At 75.1% G+C, this 17,112-nt stretch carries 15 protein-coding genes; 4 read left to right on the top strand and 11 right to left on the bottom strand.

Annotation, left to right across the window (positions count from 1 at the left end):
• Positions 1-17 precede the first annotated feature (17 nt).
• The 6 genes from F0L17_RS15015 to F0L17_RS14990 form a co-directional block, all read right to left on the bottom strand.
• A complete protein-coding gene (locus F0L17_RS15015) occupies positions 18-737 on the bottom strand; it encodes a hypothetical protein (protein ID WP_155071484.1) in 720 nt (239 codons plus the stop codon).
• Between the two features lie 91 nt (positions 738-828).
• The gene (locus tag F0L17_RS15010) at positions 829-1,626 is read right to left on the bottom strand and encodes a type III pantothenate kinase (RefSeq protein WP_155071483.1); all 798 of its coding nucleotides are present in this window, start codon (positions 1,624-1,626) and stop codon (positions 829-831) included.
• Positions 1,626-2,657: a carboxylating nicotinate-nucleotide diphosphorylase gene (gene nadC, locus F0L17_RS15005; RefSeq protein WP_155071482.1), complete on the bottom strand. Its 1,032-nt coding sequence runs from the start codon at positions 2,655-2,657 to the stop codon at positions 1,626-1,628. Before nadC ends, F0L17_RS15010 begins: the two co-directional genes overlap by 1 nt.
• Positions 2,658-3,009: 352 nt before the next feature.
• Entirely contained in the window at positions 3,010-4,755 is a 1,746-nt protein-coding gene (locus F0L17_RS15000) for an L-aspartate oxidase (protein ID WP_338018092.1), read from the bottom strand.
• Positions 4,752-5,642 carry a pantoate--beta-alanine ligase gene (panC, locus tag F0L17_RS14995; protein ID WP_162466218.1) on the bottom strand — a complete coding sequence of 297 codons (891 nt, stop codon included), beginning with the start codon at positions 5,640-5,642 and terminating at the stop codon, positions 4,752-4,754. The genes F0L17_RS15000 and panC overlap by 4 nt, the downstream gene beginning before the upstream one ends.
• Before the next feature lie 53 nt (positions 5,643-5,695).
• Complete coding sequence (locus tag F0L17_RS14990) at positions 5,696-6,607, bottom strand: DUF2520 domain-containing protein (protein WP_162466217.1); 912 nt, start codon at positions 6,605-6,607, stop codon at positions 5,696-5,698.
• A gap of 525 nt (positions 6,608-7,132) precedes the next feature.
• On the opposite strand from F0L17_RS14990, the gene F0L17_RS14985 reads away from it, so the two are divergent.
• Entirely contained in the window at positions 7,133-8,242 is a 1,110-nt protein-coding gene (locus F0L17_RS14985; protein ID WP_155071481.1) for a DUF5937 family protein, read from the top strand.
• Between the two features lie 85 nt (positions 8,243-8,327).
• Complete coding sequence (locus F0L17_RS14980) at positions 8,328-9,518, top strand: threonine aldolase family protein (RefSeq protein WP_155071480.1); 1,191 nt, start codon at positions 8,328-8,330, stop codon at positions 9,516-9,518.
• Between the two features lie 152 nt (positions 9,519-9,670).
• On the opposite strand, the gene F0L17_RS14975 is transcribed toward F0L17_RS14980, so the two are convergent.
• The 4 genes from F0L17_RS14975 to F0L17_RS14960 all read right to left on the bottom strand — a co-directional run bounded on the left by F0L17_RS14975 (position 9,671) and on the right by F0L17_RS14960 (position 13,962).
• A complete protein-coding gene (locus F0L17_RS14975; RefSeq protein ID WP_155071479.1) occupies positions 9,671-10,357 on the bottom strand; it encodes a response regulator in 687 nt (228 codons plus the stop codon).
• A gap of 115 nt (positions 10,358-10,472) precedes the next feature.
• Positions 10,473-11,699, bottom strand: a complete 1,227-nt coding sequence (locus F0L17_RS14970) for a DUF7134 domain-containing protein (protein ID WP_162466216.1) — start codon at positions 11,697-11,699, stop codon at positions 10,473-10,475.
• A 36-nt stretch (positions 11,700-11,735) separates the two neighbouring features.
• Entirely contained in the window at positions 11,736-12,794 is a 1,059-nt protein-coding gene (locus F0L17_RS14965; RefSeq protein ID WP_155071478.1) for an SAM-dependent methyltransferase, read from the bottom strand.
• A gap of 7 nt (positions 12,795-12,801) precedes the next feature.
• A complete protein-coding gene (locus F0L17_RS14960) occupies positions 12,802-13,962 on the bottom strand; it encodes an NADH-quinone oxidoreductase subunit D (RefSeq protein ID WP_155071477.1) in 1,161 nt (386 codons plus the stop codon).
• Positions 13,963-14,138: 176 nt separating this feature from the next.
• On the opposite strand from F0L17_RS14960, the gene F0L17_RS14955 reads away from it, so the two are divergent.
• Complete coding sequence (locus F0L17_RS14955; protein ID WP_155071476.1) at positions 14,139-14,642, top strand: PH domain-containing protein; 504 nt, start codon at positions 14,139-14,141, stop codon at positions 14,640-14,642.
• Positions 14,643-14,658: 16 nt separating this feature from the next.
• Positions 14,659-15,978 carry a PH domain-containing protein gene (locus tag F0L17_RS14950; RefSeq protein WP_155071475.1) on the top strand — a complete coding sequence of 440 codons (1,320 nt, stop codon included), beginning with the start codon at positions 14,659-14,661 and terminating at the stop codon, positions 15,976-15,978.
• A gap of 39 nt (positions 15,979-16,017) precedes the next feature.
• Here the strand turns inward: F0L17_RS14950 and F0L17_RS14945 are convergent, their stop codons facing one another.
• Complete coding sequence (locus tag F0L17_RS14945; protein ID WP_155071474.1) at positions 16,018-17,103, bottom strand: hypothetical protein; 1,086 nt, start codon at positions 17,101-17,103, stop codon at positions 16,018-16,020.
• Positions 17,104-17,112: the final 9 nt, after the last annotated feature.

Below are 17,112 nucleotides of genomic sequence, written 5' to 3'. Positions count from 1 at the left end.
GACGTCACCGAACGGGGTCAGGCGGGCAGCGCCTGTCGGCGCGGCCCGGAGGACGCGCGCCGACCGACGGGGAAGACCTCCGCGGGCGTGGGAACCGGATGCGGCAGGGCCGACAGCCGGCCCCGTCCCGCGGGATGCGGGGAGACCGGAGGGACCGGGGGAACCGGCTCCGATCGACTCCGCTCGACCTCCGGCGTCCCCCGGCCCGTCCCGTCCCGGCGGCCCTCACAGGACCCCTCGGGCCCGGGAGCGGCCTCCCGCGTCCTCGGCGGCTCCGAGTCCCCCGAGGAGGCCGGAGCACGCCGGGAGGCCCCGCACAGGTCCTCGCAGAGCCTCAGCAGCCCGTCGCGGCGGCGCCGCTCCCGGTCCCCGACCGGTTCGGCGCACAGCCCGCGCAGGGCCGTCACGTCGGCGGGACACGGCGGGCAACCGGCCGCCAGGGCCTCCTCCAACCGGGCGAGGTACCCGGTTCCCGAACCGGGCAGCGCCGCCCGGTAACGGCCGAGGTCGGCCTGGAGGAAGTCCCTCAGCCGGTCCGCCTCACGGCTCGCCTCGTCGACGGCCTCGGCCAGCTCCAGGCACTCGCGCAGCACCTCGGCGCGCGTGGGCGCGCGCTCCCCGGCGCGCGGGAACGGTGCGCGCTCGGAGTGGAGCACGAGGGCGAGCGCGCTCCTGAGCACACGCAGCTCGGCAGCGCTGAAGACCAGGGCACCTCGGGAACCGTGGGGCGTGGGCATACGGCGACAGTACGCCACAAAACGGCAAAATCGTCTTATCGCCCGCTCGGCTGTGTCCCGACGCCCGCCTCCGACCGGCCCGTCGGCACCGTCAACCGCGCGCCATGTTCCGTTCGTAGACCAGGCGCAGCCCGATCAGCGTCAGCCACGGCTCGTGCTCGTCGATCGCCGCGGCCTCGCCCAACACCATCGGGGCCAGTCCACCGGTCGCGATGACGGTCACGTCGGTCGGATCGTCGGCCAGCTCGCGCGCCATCCGCTCCACCACGCCGTCCACCTGCCCGGCGAAGCCGTAGAGGATGCCGGACTGCATCGCCTCGACGGTGTTCTTGCCGATGACACTGCGCGGCCGGGCCAGCTCGATCTTGCGCAACTGCGCGCCGCGCACGCCCAGCGCCTCGACGGAGATCTCGATGCCCGGGGCGATGACGCCGCCGGTGTACTCGCCCCGCGCGGAGACCGCGTCGAAGGTGGTGGCGGTGCCGAAGTCCACGACGATGCTGGGGCCGCCGTACAGCTCGACCGCCGCCACCGCGTTGATGATCCGGTCCGCGCCGACCTCCTTGGGGTTGTCCATCAGGATGGGCACCCCGGTCTTCACCCCCGGCTCGACGAGGACGGACGGGATGTCCCCGTAGTGCCGGCGCGTCACCTCGCGCAGCTCGTGCAGCACGGAGGGGACGGTGGAGCAGACGCAGATGCCGTCGATGCCGTCGCCCAGGTCCTCACCGAGCAGCGGATGCATGCCCATCAGCCCCTGGAGCAGGACGGCCCATTCGTCGGCCGTGCGCCGGGCGTCGGTGGAGATCCGCCAGTGCTCGACGATCTCGTCGTCGTCGAACAGGCCGAGCACGGTGTGCGTGTTGCCGACGTCGATCGTGAGCAGCATCAGGCCCGCTCCTCGTCCCGCAGGTCCAGGCCGATGTCGAGGATCGGGGAGGAGTGGGTGAGCGAGCCCACCGCCAGGTAGTCGACACCGGTGGCCGCGTACGCGGGGGCGTTCGCCAGGGTGAGACGCCCGGAGGACTCCAGTCTCGCCCGGCCGGCGACCAGCGCCACCGCCTCGGCGGTCTCCTCGGGAGTGAAGTTGTCCAGCAGGATCAGGTCGGCGCCCTCGGCGAGGACGGGCTCGATCTGGTCCAACCGGTCCACCTCCACCTCGATCGGCACGCCCGGGAACTCCTCGCGGACCGCCCGGAACGCCTCGGCCACGCCGCCCGCCGCGACCACGTGGTTGTCCTTGATCAACGCGGCGTCCGACAGGGACATCCGGTGGTTGAGGCCGCCGCCGCAGCGCACCGCGTACTTCTCCAGGGACCGCAGTCCGGGTGTGGTCTTGCGGGTGTCGCGGACCCGGGCGGAGGTGCCCTGGAGAGCATCGGCCCAGGCCCGGGTGGCGGTGGCGATGCCCGACAACCGGCACAGCAGGTTGAGGGCGCTGCGCTCGGCGGTGAGCAGATCGCGGACGCGGGTGCGCACCGACAGCAGCCTCTGGCCGGCCGTCACGCGGTCGCCGTCCTCGACGTGCCGCTCGACCTCGAACTCGTCGGTGCACACCACCGACAGCACCGCCTCGGCGATGCGCAACCCGGCGACGGTGCCCGCCTCGCGGGCGGTGAAGTCGGCGGTGGCGACGGCGTCCTCGGGGATGGTGGCGACGGTGGTGACGTCCACACCGTGGTCGAGGTCCTCCTCGATCGCCAGGTGCGCGATGTCCTCGACCTGTACCGGGTCCAGGCCGGCATCGACCAGCAACCGCGCCAGGTCCGGGTCGAGCCCGCACTCCAGCGGGTCGAGCCCGAAGTCGTCCTCACCACCGCAGCCACAGGCGTCCCCGCAGCCGCCGGCGCCGCTCACCGCCTCGCCGGGGCGGCCGAAACCGATCTGAAGCAGTGGCAGTTCGTCTGGCGTGGGGGTCATGGTGTCTCCTGATGAGCTTCTCCGCCCCCGCGGCGACGGCGCGGGAACCCGATGATCTGCGGCCGAGCGGCCGCGCGTGCGTCGCTCACGGCACCTCCCGGTGAGCTTCTCCGCCCCCGCGGCGACGGCGCGGGAACCCGATGATCTGCGGCCGAGCGGCCGCGCGTGCGTCGCTCACGGCACCTCCCGGTGAGCTTCTCCGCCCCCGCGGCGACGGCGCGGGAACCCGATGATCTGCGGCCGAGCGGCCGCGCGTGCGTCGCTCACGACATCTCCCGGTGAGCTTCTCCGCCCCCGCGGCGGCGGCGCGGGAACCCGATGATCTGCGGCCGAGCGGCCGCGCGTGCGTCGCTCACGGCACCTCCTCGGGTGTGACCGGCGGGAAGGCGGTCGAGTGGGTCGTACGGACGACGAGCGTAGGGCCCTCGGTGGTGGGACGCAGAGCCGTGACCAAATGCCGGCGCCAGGACTCGTCGTCGCGGTCGGGACGGTCCTCGCGCCAGTGGCAGCCGCGGGTCTCGGTGCGGCGCAGGGCGGCGGCCACCAGGACCCGGGCGACGAGGTGGAGGTTGGTGGTCTCCCACGCCTCGACGCCCGGCTCGGCGGGCTTGCCCGACGCGGGGTCGGACGCCGCCTCCGCCAGCTCCGCCAGTTCACCGGCGGCCCGCGTGAGGCTCTCGGCGGACCGCAGCACACCGGCGCCGGCGGTCATGGTGCGCTGGATCGCGTACCGGGCCTCGGGCGGCAACAGGGGGACGGACTGCCATCCGCCGTCGGACGGCCCGGACCCGACGGGCACGGGGGTCCGGGCGGGGGAGCCGACGATGTCGGCGGCGATCCGCTCGGCGAAGACCAGGCCCTCCAGCAGCGAGTTGGAGGCCAGCCGGTTGGCGCCGTGCACCCCGGTACAGGCGACCTCGCCGCACGCGTACAGGCCGGGCACGGTGGTGCGGCCGGCCAGGTCGGTGCGCACGCCGCCGGACGCGTAGTGGGCGGCGGGCGCGACGGGTATCGGCTCGGTGACCGGATCGATGCCGTGGGCCCGGCAGGCGGCGAGGATGGTGGGGAACCGCTCCTCCCACATCACCGCGCCGAAGTGCCGGGCGTCCAGGTACATGTGGTCGGCGTCCCGTTCCCGCATCCGCCGCATGATGCCCTTGGCGACGATGTCGCGCGGTGCCAGCTCGGCCAGCTCGTGCCGTCCCACCATGAAGCGGACGCCGTCCGCGTCGACGAGGTGCGCGCCCTCGCCGCGCACCGCCTCCGACACCAGCGGCTGCTGTCCCTCGCTGCCCGGTCCCAGGTAGAGCACGGTCGGGTGGAACTGGACGAACTCCAGGTCGGAGACCTCCGCCCCGGCGCGCAGCGCCAGTGCCACGCCGTCGCCGGTGGAGACGGCCGGGTTGGTGGTCGCGGAGAACACCTGCCCCATGCCGCCGGTGGCCAGCACCACGGCCGGGGCGTGGACGGCGCCCACGCCGTCGTGCCGTCCCTCCCCCATCACATGCAGGGAGACACCCGCGGCGCGCCCGTCGGCGTCCTTGAGGAGGTCCAGGACGAGGGCGTTCTCGACCGTCTCCAGACCGGCCTCGCGCACGGCGGCGACCAGGGCCCGGGATATCTCCGCGCCCGTCGCGTCCCCGCCCGCGTGGGCGATGCGCCGGCGGTGGTGGCCGCCCTCGCGGGTCAGCGCCATCTCGCCGGTCTCCGGGGAGGTGTCGAACCGCGCTCCGGTCCCGATCAGCCGCCGCACCGCGTCGGGGCCCTCGGTGACCAGCGTGCGCACGGCCGCCTCGTCGCACAGGCCCGCGCCCGCGACCAGGGTGTCGTCCAGGTGCTGCTCGGGGGTGTCGCCCTCGCCCAGCGCGGCGGCGATCCCGCCCTGCGCCCAGCGCGTGGACCCGGCGTCCAGCCGGGCCTTGGTGACGATCACGGTCTTCCGTCCGGCGGCGGCGCAGCGCAGGGCGGCCGTCAGTCCGGCCACTCCGGAGCCGACCACCACCACGTCCGCCTCGATCGCCCAGCCCGACGGCGGCGCGGTCAGCCGCAGGCCCGCTCCCCCGGTGTTCTCCGAGGTCTGGTTCAGGGTGTCGTTCACCGGGCTCCTCCGGGTCGTCCGAAGCGGAGCCGGACGTTGTCGATCAGTCGTGTGGTGCCCACCCGCGCCGCCACGGCGAGCACGGTCTCGCCCTCGTGGGCGTCGGAGCCGTCCGGAACCTCCGTGAAGTCGGACGGGTCCACCAGCGCGAGGTAGTCCGTCTCCAGCGGCGGCTCCGCCGCGGCGGCGGCGGCGAGCACCTCCTCGGCGGCGGCGCGGACCTCCCGGGGGCCGCCGCCGGCGGCGAGCGCGTCGCGCCCGGCGAACAGGGCGCGGGCCAGGGCCAGGGCCGTGGTGCGCTCCTCGGGCGAGAGGTAGCGGTTGCGGCTGGAGAGGGCGAGCCCGTCCGCCTCGCGCACGGTGGGCACGCCGACGATCTCCACGGGGAAGTTCAGGTCGCGGACCATGCGCGCGATTAGGGCGAGCTGCTGGGCGTCCTTCTCCCCGTACAGGGCCAGGTCGGGAGCGGTGAGGTGGAGGAGCTTGGCGACGACCGTCAGCACCCCGTCGAAGTGGCCGGGCCGAAAGGCGCCCTCCAGCCGTTCGCCCATCGGGCCCGCGCCGATCCGCACCTCGGGCTCGCCACCGGGGTAGACCTCCTCCACCGACGGCGCGAAGACGGCGTCGGCGCCCGCCCCGGCGGCCACCTCCAGATCTGCGTCCAGGGTGCGCGGGTAGCGGTCCAGGTCCTCGCCCGCGCCGAACTGGAGCGGGTTGACGAAGACGGTGACCACCACCTGCCCCTGTGGCCCGACCTCTTTCCGGGCGGCACGGACCAGGGCCGCGTGGCCCTCGTGCAGGGCGCCCATGGTCATCACCACCGCCCTGCGCCCTCCGCGTGGCAGGGCGCGCAGGTCGGCGACGGTGTGCAGCACGGGCACGGGCACGGTCGGGCTCCTTCGTTCGGCGGTCGGCTCGGCGGGACCGGTCGGCTCGGCGGTCACCGGGCGCTCCCGTCGGAGAGGACCTCCAGCAGGTCCTCGGCCAGTTCGGGCCTGAGCAGCCCGCCGGCCAGCGCGCGGTCCGCGGTGGCGCGCGCCATGGCCAGGTAGCTCGCCACCGCCTGCGGCGCGTGGCGGCGCAGCTCGGTGATGTGGGCGGCGACCGTCCCCGCGTCGCCCCGGGCGACCGGGCCGGTCAGCGCGGCGTCACCGGAGCGCAGGGCGTTGTCCAGGGCCGCGCCGAGCAGCGGGCCGAGCATCCGGTCCGGTGCGGCGACCCCGGCCGCGCGCAGCAGCTCCATGGCCTGGGCGACCAGGGTGACCAGGTGGTTGGCGCCGACGGCCAGGGCCGCGTGGTAGAGCGGGCGGGCCTCCTCGGCGATCCACTCCGGTTCCCCGCCCATCTCGATGACCAGCGCCTCGGCGGCCATCCGCAGTTCCTCGGGCGCGGTGACCCCGAACGAGCACCCCGCCAGTCGTTGGACGTCCACGGGGGTGCCCGTGAACGTCATCACCGGGTGCAGCGCCAGCGGCAGGGCACCGGCCCGTGTGGCGGGATCGAGGACGGCGGTGCCGTAACGGCCCGACGCGTGCGCCAGCAGTTGGCCGGCCCGCACGGCGCCGGTCTCGGCCAGACCCGCGACCAGCCCGGGCAGGGCGTCGTCGGGGACGGTGAGCAGGACGAGGTCGGCGCGGGCCAGCACCTCGGCGGGCTCCACCAGCGGCACCCCCGGCAGCAGGGTCTCGGCCCGGCGGCGGGAGGCGTCGGAGACTCCGGAGGCGGCCACCGGGCGGTGCCCCGCGAGCTTCAGCGCGGCGGCCAGGGCGGGGCCGACGCGTCCGGCGCCGACGACGCCGACGGTCAGGCGCGCGGGACGGTCCCCGGCCGCGCCGGAGGGGTTCTGGTTCACGTGAGCTGGCCTTCCGTTCCAGTCCGAGGGATCCGGTACCGGACGATTGTGGCCATGCTACGCGGATGCGCGGTGTGCCGGGCGCGGCACCCGGATGCGGTACCGGGCGCGGATTCCTCGCGGGCTCCCGTGCGCGGGCCCGGCCGGCGGGTCTCAGCGGCCGCCGCGCCGCGTCCCGTGCCGGTGGGGCTGCCGGGGTACGGCCGGTGGGCTCGCCGGCTCCGGCCCGCGGTCCGTTCCGTGATCCGTCCCGTGATCCGTTCCGCGGTCCGTCCCGCCGTCCGCCGGTGGGCGGGCCCGGGAGGCACCGCGACGCGGGAGGTCCCACCGCGGCCGGGCCTCCGCCGTGCCCGGCGCGGGCGGCGGCAGGTGCCCCTCCCGGGCGGCGCGGTACTGGATCAGTGCGTACTCGGCGTGCAGGCTCATACCGCCACGCTGCTCCCGTCCCGCGCGGCCGGGCACGCCGATTGACGGTGGGCGTCAATCGGCGACGGGGCGGCGACCGGCGGCGGGCAGGATGGCCCCATGAGCGTCGTCATCGACATCACCGGCCTGCCCGAGGAGCACGTGGTTTTCGCCCCCTCCCCGCTGGCCGAGCTGAGCGCGGCCCTGCACGTCCTCTCCGAGCCCGCGCACCACCCCGGGCTGCACGGCTGGACGACCACGACGCTCGCCGGGCTGGAGCCGGATCTCGCCGGACGGCTGGCGGAGGCCGACATCCTGTGGCGCTCGACCCGTTCCGACATACTGCTGCCCGGCGGTCCTCGCCCCGGTGGCACCCTCGCCGAGGAACTGGACCTCGTCGACCGGATGGAGGACGAGCGGTACGTCCAGGCCGCGTTGGAGATCAACTGCGGTGGCGACTACGGCGACGGCGGTCCGTCCCCGCTGACCGACGAGGGCGCCCGACGACGGGCCCTGGAGCGGGCCGCCGCGCGGGGACCGGGGCAACTCGACTTCGTCCGGCACCTGCTGGCCGATCCGCCCGCCGTACGGGCCTGGATACGGCGGCTGCTGGAGGACTGCGACCGGGCCTTCTTCGCCGACACCTGGCAACGGGTGCGCGGGCAGCTCGCCGCCGACGCCCGGCACAAGACGGAGCTGATGCGGCGCAGGGGGCTCGCCGAGTCGCTGGCCGCCGCGTCCACCGCGATCACGCTGGAGGAGGACGGTCGAGGGCGGCGCGTGGTGGTCGACAAGCTGGCGCAGGGGCGGACGACGGCGGTGGACCCGACGGTCGGCCCGGGGCTGACCCTGGTGCCCACCGCCTTCGGGTGGCCGCATCTGCTGGTGCTGCACGCCCGGGGGTGGCGACCGGTGATCGAGTACCCCGTCGCCTCGCGCGAGCTGCGCGCGGGGCCGGGCTCGGTGGAGCTGATGCAGCGCCGCCTGGAGGCCCTGGCGCACCCGGTGCGCATCCGGTTGTGCCGCAGCCTGGCCCGCGCCCCGTACACCACCGGCGAGCTGGCGGACGCCCTGGGGATCACCGCTCCGGAGGTGTCCCGGCACCTGAAGGTGCTGCGGGGGGCGGGCCTGCTGACGACCCGGCGACAGGGACGGTACGTGCAGCACCAAATCGACGTCACCGTCGTGGCACGGCTGGGCAGCGACTTCCTGGAGGCGGTCCTGCGGTAGCGCCGGACGACCGGACGCCGGGCGGAGGGGAGCCCGACGGCGGTCGGGCGGTCGGGCGGTCGGGCGGTCGGGGATCATCGGACGCATGACCGGTGACGCGAACGACGAGACGCACGAGGACACGAACGGAAGCCCGGACGAGAGGCGGGCCCGCAGGATCGCGGCGTGGAACGGCGCACGGCGCAGGCTCTCCGAAGGGCTGCCGGCCGGGACGATCGCCGGACGACTGGCCCGGCTGGCCGAGGAGGGTGCCGCCGTCCACGACCTGGAGAGCGGTCCCGACCTCTACGGCGACGGGATCGTCGCCGAGTTGGAGGAGCGCACCGCCGCCCTGCTGGGCACCGAGGCCGCCGCGTTCTTCCCCACCGGCACCATGGCCCAGCAGGTCGCCCTGCGCTGCTGGGCGGGTCGCACCGGCAGTCCCGTCGTCGCCCTGCACCCGATGGCCCACCCCGAGCGTCACGAGCGGGGCGCGTTGGGCCGGGTGAGCGGGCTGGGCACCGTCCACCTCACCGACGAGCCGCGTCCCCCCACCGCCGAGGAGGTGCGGGAGGCGTCCGAGCCCTTCGGCGCGCTGCTGCTGGAGCTCCCGCTCCGCGACGCGGGGTTCGTGCTGCCGACGTGGGACGAGCTGAAGGAGACCGTGGCGGCGGCACGGGAACGGGACGCGGTGGTGCACTTCGACGGTGCGCGCCTGTGGGAGTGCGCCCCGCACTTCGGTCGTACGCTCCCGGAGATCGCGGCCCTGGCCGACAGCGTGTACGTCTCCTTCTACAAGTCGCTCGGCGGCCTGTCGGGGGCCGCCCTGGCCGGTCCGGCGGACTTCGTGGACGAGGCGTGCGCCTGGCGGCACCGCTACGGCGGGCAGGTCTTCCAGCAGTGGCCCGCCGCGTTGGCCGCCCTGGTGGGCCTGGAACGGGAGCTGCCGCGGCTGCCGGAGTACGCGGCCCACGCGAAGGTGGTCGCGGGCGCCCTCCGGGCGGGACTGGCGGAGGCCGGGGTGCCGTGGTTCCGCGTCCACCCCGAGGAGCCGCACACCCACCAGTTCCAGGTGTGGCTGCCGTACGACGCCGAGGCGTTGACGGAGGCGGGCGTGCGGCAGGCGGAGGAGGAGGGGACCGCGCTCTTCCGCGTGTGGAGCGCGCCGGGCCCGCCCGGACTGGCCATGACGGAGGTGACGGTCGCCGCCCCGGGCCTGGAGTGGGCACCGGAGGACGTGCGGGGGGCGCTGGCGGCGTTCCTGGCCCGCGTCCCCGCACGGGGCCGGTCGGACTGACGGGCCCGGCCGCAGTCGCAGCCGAGGCCGAAACCGCGACCGAACAGAACCAAACGAGCGGAACGCGACAGATCTGAACACCATCGATCAGAACGGCACGGCCCCGAGCCGACCGACGTCACCCGGAGGGCATCACCGCCGCTCGCGTCCCGTCACGCGCCCCTCCCGCTGCCCACGCGCACCAGTCCGGTCTCGTACGCCATCACCACCGCCTGCACCCGGTCGCGCAGCTCCAGCTTGGTGAGGATGCGGCCCACGTGCGTCTTGACGGTGGCCTCCGAGAGCACCAGACGCCGGGCGATCTCGCTGTTCGACAACCCCTGGGCGACCAGCAGCAGCACCTCGCGCTCGCGCTCCGTGAGCCGCCCCAGCTCCCGGGACACGGGCCGGTCGGCGGCGGGCAGCAGGGGCGTGAAGCGGTCGAGGAGGCGACGGGTGGTGGACGGGGCGACCACCGCGTCCCCGCTGTGGACGGCGCGGATGGCGGCGAGCAGCTCGCCCGGGGGCACGTCCTTGAGCAGGAAACCGCTCGCCCCGGCGCGCAGGGCCGAGAAGGCGTACTCGTCCAGGTCGAAGGTGGTCAGGATCAGCACCCGGGGATCGCCGGGACCGCCCTCGCCCCGCTCGCAGATGCGGCGGGTGGCCTCGACCCCGTCCAGCCGGGGCATCCGCACGTCCATCAGCACCACGTCCACGGCGGTGGTGCGCAGCCTCTCCACCGCCTCGGCGCCGTCGCCCGCCTCGGCGACGACCGCCATGTCGGGCTGGGCGTCCAGCACCATGCGGAAGCCGGTGCGCAGCAGTACCTGGTCGTCGACCAGCATCACGCGGACGGTCATGGTTCCCCCTCGGGGCGGTGTGGTGCGTCCGTGCGGTCCACGGGACGCGTGCTCTTCACGGTGGTCGTGGCCCGGGGCTCCGGGAAGGCCGTGCGACTCGGAGGTCCCACCCGCCTCACACGCCGCTCTTCAACGGCAGCACCGCGCTGATCCGGAAGCCGCCGCCCGGCCGGGGCCCGGCGTCCAGACTGCCGCCGACCATGCCGACGCGCTCGCGCATGCCGATCAGCCCCTGGCCCAGTCCGTCCATGCCCCCCACCTCGTACAGCTCGTGCCGCGCGCCGCGACCGTCGTCCTCGGCGAGGAGCGTCAGGTCGTCGGGGCCGTAGGTCAGCCGCACGGTCGCGCCGACGTCCGGACCGCCGTGCTTGCGGGTGTTGGTCAGCGCCTCCTGGACGATGCGGTACGCGGTCAACTCGACGCTGCTGGGAAGGGGGCGCGGGGTGCCCTCGATCCGGAAGTCCACCGGCAGGCCGGTCCCGCGCACCTGCTCGATCAGCTCCGAGAGCTGCCCCATGCCGGGCTGCGGCACGTACTCGCCGCCCTCGGAGTGCTCGCCGGTGCGCAGCACCCCCAACAGCCTGCGCATCTCCGACAGCGCCTGGCGACCGGTGCCGGAGATGGTCTCCAGCGCCTTGCGGGTCTGCTCGGGCGCGGTGTCCAGGACGTAGGCGGCACCGTCGGCCTGGACGACCATCACCGAGACGTTGTGCGCGACGACGTCGTGGAGTTCGCGCGCGATCCGGGCACGCTCGGCGGCGACCGCGACCTTGGCCTGGGCCTCGCGCTCCCTCTCCAGCCGCGCGGCACGCTCCTCCAACTGCGCGTAGTACGCGCGGCGGGTGCGCAACGAGTCGCCCAGCACCCAGGCGAGGAGGAAGGTGGCGGTCAGGAAGATCACACCCACCACCGCGTTGACCGTGCTCTGGTCGTCGCCGGGCCAGCGCAGCACGTGGACGGTGGGCGCCGCCAACGCGCCGACCAGAGCGAAGCGGGAGGCCCAACGGACGTTGCGGGAGGCGTTGGTGAAGACGATCACCAGCAGGGCGAAGTTGGCCGGCATCGGGAAGGCGCCCGTCGCCACCTGGGCCACTCCCGCCCCGGTCGCCAGCAGGAGCATCTTCTCCGGCATCCGGCGCCGCAGGGCCACCACGGTGCACAGGGCGAGGATGATCGGGATCGAGGCGAGCTGCCGTGCCTCGCCCTGCTCCGCGCTCCGGGCCGTGGCCGGACTCGTCATGAGGGTGACGAGCCACAGGGAGGAGAACATCAGCAGGACGAGCGCCCACATCCCGTCGACCAGGGTGGGGTGCCTGCGTATGAACTCGTAAAGCCTGTGCACATAACCCAGCGTAGGCAGGGGTGGTACGTGCGGGAGTCAACCGGACGGGCGATCCGGTCGTCTCTCTCCTACTCCCCAGGGTGGAGGCAGGGCTGCTCCGCGGGTCTGGAGCAGCCAGGTGAAGGAGCCCAGACCGGCCGGATCGGTCAGCTCGGCGGCCTCCCCCGCGCCGGCCAACCGCCGCAGGTAGCCGGCCGGATCGCGGTGGGCCGACTCCAGGGGCGGACGGGCGCCGGTGACGCCCAGGGCGCGCAGCGCCTCGCGCTGGGAGAGCGACAGGCCGGGCCCGGCGTCCGCGGCGCGCTCGGCCTCCGCCGCGCAGGCGTCGAGGGCGACGTGGGCGGTCAGGTCGCACCGGCCGTCGGGCACGGGCGGGACCTGCCGGCCGTCCCGGTAGCCGGTGAGGGTGCCCAGCGGCGGCCGGGCGGCGCGAGTGTGGGCGTAGTCCACGGCGACGGCCAGGCCGCGGTCGAGACAGGCGACGGCGGCGGCCCAGGCGGTGTCCCGGGGGCGGCCGATCTCGGCGCGCAGTCCGGGCTCGGGGGGCAGCGGCCACCAGCGGGCCAACCAGTCGGCGTCCTGACCCGTCACCGGAGCACCCGGGTGCTCGGTGCCGTCGTCGTCCACCAGGACGTAGCGGGGGACGCCGTCGGGATCGACCTCGGCGACGTCCACGGGCACGTCGTCCAGCCACTCGTTGGCGAACAGCAGGCCCACCGCGCCGCGCGGCGGCGCGTCCGACCAGCCGATCGCCGGATCCAGGCCCGCCGGACGCGGGGCGCGTTCGACGGCGTGGGCGCGGACCCGGGCTGCGACGTCGTCGGGCAGCACGGCCAGCACACCGGTCAGCAGCTCGCCGCGGCCCGCGCCGTGGTCGACCAGCGCCAGCTCGCGGGGCCGGCCCAGCACCCCGTCCACCCGAACCAGCAGTTCGGCCACCGCCCGCGCGAACAGCGGGGAGGCGTGCACGGAGGTGCGGAAGTGCTCGGCGGGCGCGTGCCGCAGGAAGAACCCCTCGGGGCCGTAGAGGGCCTCCCGGGCGGCCTCCCGCCAGCGCCGGGGCACCGGTCGCGGTCCCACCGTCCGTCCCGTCATCCGAGCGTCACTTGTCGATGTCGCCGACGACGAAGAACAGCGACCCCAGGATCGCCACCATGTCGGCGACCAGCGTGCCGGGCAGCAGCTCGCCGAGCACCTGGACGTTGTTGAAGGACGCCGAGCGGAGCTTGAGCCGGTGGGGCGTCTTCTCCCCCCTGGAGACCAGGTAGTAGCCGTTGAGGCCGAGCGGGTTCTCCGTCCAGGCGTAGGTGGCGCCCTCGGGGGCCTTGAGCACCTTGGGCAGCCGCTGGTTGACCGGCCCGGGCGGCAGCTCGGCGAGGCGGTCCAGGCAGGCGTCGGCGAGGTCGAGGGCGTTGTGGGTCTGGTCCAGGAGCACCTCGAAGCGGGCCAGGCAGTCGCCCTCGGGACGGGTGGCGACCCGCAGGACGTCCGCCAGCTCCCCGTACGCCAGGTAGGGCTCGTCGCGGCGCAGGTCGAAGTCGACGCCGGAGGCGCGGGCGACGGGACCGCTGACGCCGTAGGCGTGGACGGTGGCCGCGTCCAGGACGCCGACGCCGCGGGTGCGGCCCCGGAAGATCTCGTTGCCCAGGACGAGCCGGTCGTAGGTGTCCATCCGGGCGCGGACCGCGGCGACGGCGTGCCGCGCCCGTCCGAGCCAGCCGGCCGGGAGGTCCTCCTTGAGGCCGCCGACCCGGTTGAACATGTAGTGGACGCGCCCGCCGGAGACCTCCTCCATCACCCGCTGGAGCTCCTCGCGCTCGGTGAAGGCGTGGAACATCGGCGTGATGGCGCCCAGCTCCAGCGGGTAGGAGCCGATGAACATCAGGTGGTTGAGGACCCGGTTCAGCTCGGCCAGCAGCGTGCGCGCCCACACCGCCCGCTCGGGCACCTCCATGCCCAGCATCCGTTCGACGGCCAGGACGACGCCCAACTCGTTGGAGAACGCCGACAGCCAGTCGTGGCGGTTGGCCAGGACGATGATCTGCCGGTAGTCGCGCGCCTCGAACAGCTTCTCGGCACCGCGGTGCATGTAGCCGATCACCGGCTCGGCGGTGGTGATCCGCTCGCCGTCCAGCACGAGCCTCAACCGCAGTACGCCGTGGGTGGAGGGGTGCTGCGGACCGATGTTGAGCACCATGTCGGTGCTCTCCGCCGCACCTCCGACGCCGACGGTTGTCTCGGTGGTGGTGCCGGGATCGCTCATGGTCCCCCAGTCTGGCAGCTCCGGCGGGGCTCCGGGTCCGCGGCCCGCACCCCTTTGACGGCCCCCTTCCCCCCGGCCCTCCTCCCTCGTCCTTCCTCCTTCCGGTCGGTGGCGTCTCGCCCGTCTCGTCCCCGCGGTGGATACGCACCGTCACCGACCCCGCATACGCTTGCCGTATGAGTCGGACATCAGGGGCGGACGTACGGCAACACCCCGGGGTCGAGGAGTGGCGGGGCGTCGAGCGCGGGCTGCTGCGGATGCGCAGGACGCTGCTGGTCGCCGAGCTCCTCCCGGTCGCCGTCGCACTGGGCGCGCTGCTGGGCCCGCTCGCCGGGCCGTGGTGGGCCTCGGTCGCCGCGGTGCCGCTCGCGGCCGCGGCCTGGGGGTGGCGTGCGCTGGCCCTCAACTGGCGGTCCTGGCGGTACGCCGAGCGGGCGGACGACCTGCTGATAGCCCGCGGGGTGCTGTGGCGGAGGCTGACGGTCGTCCCCTACGGCCGGATGCAGTTGGTGGAGGTCACCTCCGGGCCCCTGGAGCGGCGCTTCGGGCTGGCCCGGGTGCAGTTGCACACCGCCGCGGCGGCGACGGACGCCCACATAGCCGGTCTCGCCCCCGAGGAGGCCGAGCGGCTGCGCGACAGGCTGACCGAGCTGGGCGAGGCCCGCTCGGCCGGACTGTGAGGGGCGGGGCACCGTGATGGTCCTCCCCCAGCGTCCCGAGGGCAGGCGACTGCACCCGGTCACCCCGTGGCGGCGGGCGTGGGCGCCGATGGCCGCCCTGTTCGCCTTCGCCGTGCAGGACCCGGAGCGGGCCCGGCAGGGAGCGGAACACCTGACCCCCGGCCGGCTGGTCGCGGGGCTCGCCGTGCTGCTGCCCCTGATCGCCGCCTACGGCTTCCTGTCGTGGTGGATGACGAGCTACCTGGTGACGGAGACGGAGCTGCGCATCCGCACCGGGCTGCTCTTCCGACGCGTGGCGCACATCCGCCTGGACCGCGTCCAGGCGATCGACGTCGGCCGACCCCTCCTCGCCCGACTCATCGGGGTCGCCAAGCTGAGGCTGGACGTGGTCGGCACCGGCAAGAAGGACGAGCTGGCCTTCCTCTCCGAGCGCGAGGCCGTGGCGCTCCGCGCCGAGTTGCTGGCCCGGGCGGCGGGCATGGCCCCCGAGAGCGCCTCGGAGGTGGGCGAGGCGCCCTCCCGGGAGCTGGTGCGGGTCGAGCCGTGGACGTTGGTCGTCTCGCTGCTGTTGCTCGGCACCTCCTGGGGGACGCTGGCCGCCGTGCTGGTCGTCCCTCCGCTGGTGGGGTGGGCGAGCGGCAGCCTGTGGGCCGCCCTGGTGGTGACGGTGCCGTTGCTCGGCGGTGTCTGGCGCGGTGGCCTGGGCCGCTTCCTGACGGAGTTCGACTGGTCGGTGGCCGAGTCGCCGGACGGGGTGCGGGTGGACCACGGGTTGCTGGACCGCGCGCACGCCACGGTCCCGCCGGGCCGCGTCCAGGCGGTGCGGATCGTCGAGCCGTGGCTGTGGCGGCGGCGCGGCTGGGTACGGGTGGAGCTGGACGTCGCGGGCGGCGGGGGCGAGGGGAGCGACGTACTGCTGCCGGTCGCGCCCCGGGAGGTCGCCCGCGCCGTACTGGAGCGGATACTGCCCGGGATGGACCCGTGGGAGGCGGAGGCCGTCCTGCGGCCCTCGCCGCGCCGGGCCCGTCGGGTCGTCCCGCTGTGGTGGCGGGGATACGGCCACGGCGTGACCGCGACGGTCTTCGCCTCCCGTCGGGGGCTGGTCTGTCGCAAGTTGTCACTGGTGCCGCACGCGAAGGTGCAGAGCGTCCGGGTCACGCAGGGGCCCTGGGAGAGGGTCTTCGGGCTGGCGGACGTCCATGTCGACCACGGCGCGAACGGCACGGTGACGGCCCGGCTGCGGACGGTGGAGGAGGCCCGCGCGGTGGCCGCCGCCCAGGCCGAGCGCTCCCGCACCGGGCGGCGCACCGCCCGTCCGGAGCGCTGGCTGACCTGAGACCGGACCGGGGGCGGGCCCGGGGCGGGGCGGGGCGGGTCAGACGCGGGTGCGGCGCAGCCGTTCGGCGGCGCTCGCGGGGCCGTCGGCGGGGGAACCGGCAGTGGGCTCGGTGGTGGGCTCGGTGGAGGAGACCCCCGGGTCGATCACCTGGTCCGCGGCGACGCCTCGGGACGCGCGGGGCACCGGCGCGGAAGCGGGGCCGGGAGCGGGCCGGTCGCCGGAGCGGGCCTCGCGGTCATCGTCACGGCCGTCCTCACGGTGGCGGTCGTCGTCCTGGTCGGAGGCCGCCGAACCGGCGGGGCCGCCCCGCGTTCCGGGGGACCGCCGCCGCTTCTGGGTGCCGAAGAAGTCGAAACCGCTCCGGGGAGCCGTGCCCCCGGCCCCCGTGGACCGCCGCGGATACGGCTCCTGCGCCGGCCGGGGCGACGCGGGCGCGGGCGCCGGCACCGGCGTGGGCGCGTCCCGTCCCGTCCGCTCCCCCGCCGCCTCGTCCCGCCGCCGCTCCTCGTGCTGCCGCTCCTCGTGCTGCCGCAGCGCGTTCGCCCGCAGCCGGCCGAGGGCCTCGTCCGCCTGGAGGTAGGTGAGCGGGGTGGGGGCACCCGACGCCCGGCGGTGGTCGGCCGCGCCGGTGGTGAGCGCCTTGGTCGGGCCGGCGGCCTCCAGGGCCAGTTGCCGCCGCCCCTCCAGCGCGCTGGCCCGCTCGGTCTCCGCGGTGGCGTACCGGCGCAGCAGCGCGGCGTGCTCGGTGCGCAGCCGCTCCAGTTCCTCGCGCTTCCTGCGGAGTTCGATCTCCATCGCGCGGCGGATCTCCTGGGACTCCTCCAGCTCGGTCTCCAGCTCCGCCTGGCGCTCCTCGGCCCGCCACTCGGCCGTGGCCCTGGCGGCCTTCACCTCGCCGACCCGCCTGCCCGCCTCCCGGTCCCACCGGCGCAGCAGTACGGCGCCGGCGACGGCCGCCAACGCCGCCACGGCGACCAGGGCGCGCAGTGTCAGCACGTCCGGATCGCCGGAGTCCCCGATCAGCCAGGCGCTTCCCGCACAGGCCAGTGCCACGCCCACCTCGGTGAACGGCACGAGCAACCGGTGCAGGGGCGGTGCGTGGCGGTGGCGTCCTCGTGGCATGACCTGGAA

Origin of the sequence: Streptomyces taklimakanensis (assembly GCF_009709575.1) — a bacterium.
GTDB lineage: Bacteria > Actinomycetota > Actinomycetes > Streptomycetales > Streptomycetaceae > Streptomyces > Streptomyces taklimakanensis.
Note: the sequence above shows the minus strand (reverse complement) of the source record. Positions and strands in the feature narration are given on the sequence as shown.

Excerpts from the sequence above, each read along its gene's own strand:
- F0L17_RS15015 (WP_155071484.1), bottom strand. The coding sequence starts at position 737 with ATGCCCACGCCCCACGGTTCCCGAGGTGCCCTGGTCTTCAGCGCTGCC.
- F0L17_RS15010 (WP_155071483.1), bottom strand. The coding sequence starts at position 1,626 with ATGCTGCTCACGATCGACGTCGGCAACACGCACACCGTGCTCGGCCTG.
- nadC (WP_155071482.1), bottom strand. The coding sequence starts at position 2,657 with ATGACCCCCACGCCAGACGAACTGCCACTGCTTCAGATCGGTTTCGGC.
- F0L17_RS14985 (WP_155071481.1), top strand. The coding sequence starts at position 7,133 with ATGAGCGTCGTCATCGACATCACCGGCCTGCCCGAGGAGCACGTGGTT.
- F0L17_RS14980 (WP_155071480.1), top strand. The coding sequence starts at position 8,328 with ATGACCGGTGACGCGAACGACGAGACGCACGAGGACACGAACGGAAGC.
- F0L17_RS14975 (WP_155071479.1), bottom strand. The coding sequence starts at position 10,357 with ATGACCGTCCGCGTGATGCTGGTCGACGACCAGGTACTGCTGCGCACC.
- F0L17_RS14965 (WP_155071478.1), bottom strand. The coding sequence starts at position 12,794 with ATGACGGGACGGACGGTGGGACCGCGACCGGTGCCCCGGCGCTGGCGG.
- F0L17_RS14960 (WP_155071477.1), bottom strand. The coding sequence starts at position 13,962 with ATGAGCGATCCCGGCACCACCACCGAGACAACCGTCGGCGTCGGAGGT.
- F0L17_RS14955 (WP_155071476.1), top strand. The coding sequence starts at position 14,139 with ATGAGTCGGACATCAGGGGCGGACGTACGGCAACACCCCGGGGTCGAG.
- F0L17_RS14950 (WP_155071475.1), top strand. The coding sequence starts at position 14,659 with ATGGTCCTCCCCCAGCGTCCCGAGGGCAGGCGACTGCACCCGGTCACC.
- F0L17_RS14945 (WP_155071474.1), bottom strand. The coding sequence starts at position 17,103 with ATGCCACGAGGACGCCACCGCCACGCACCGCCCCTGCACCGGTTGCTC.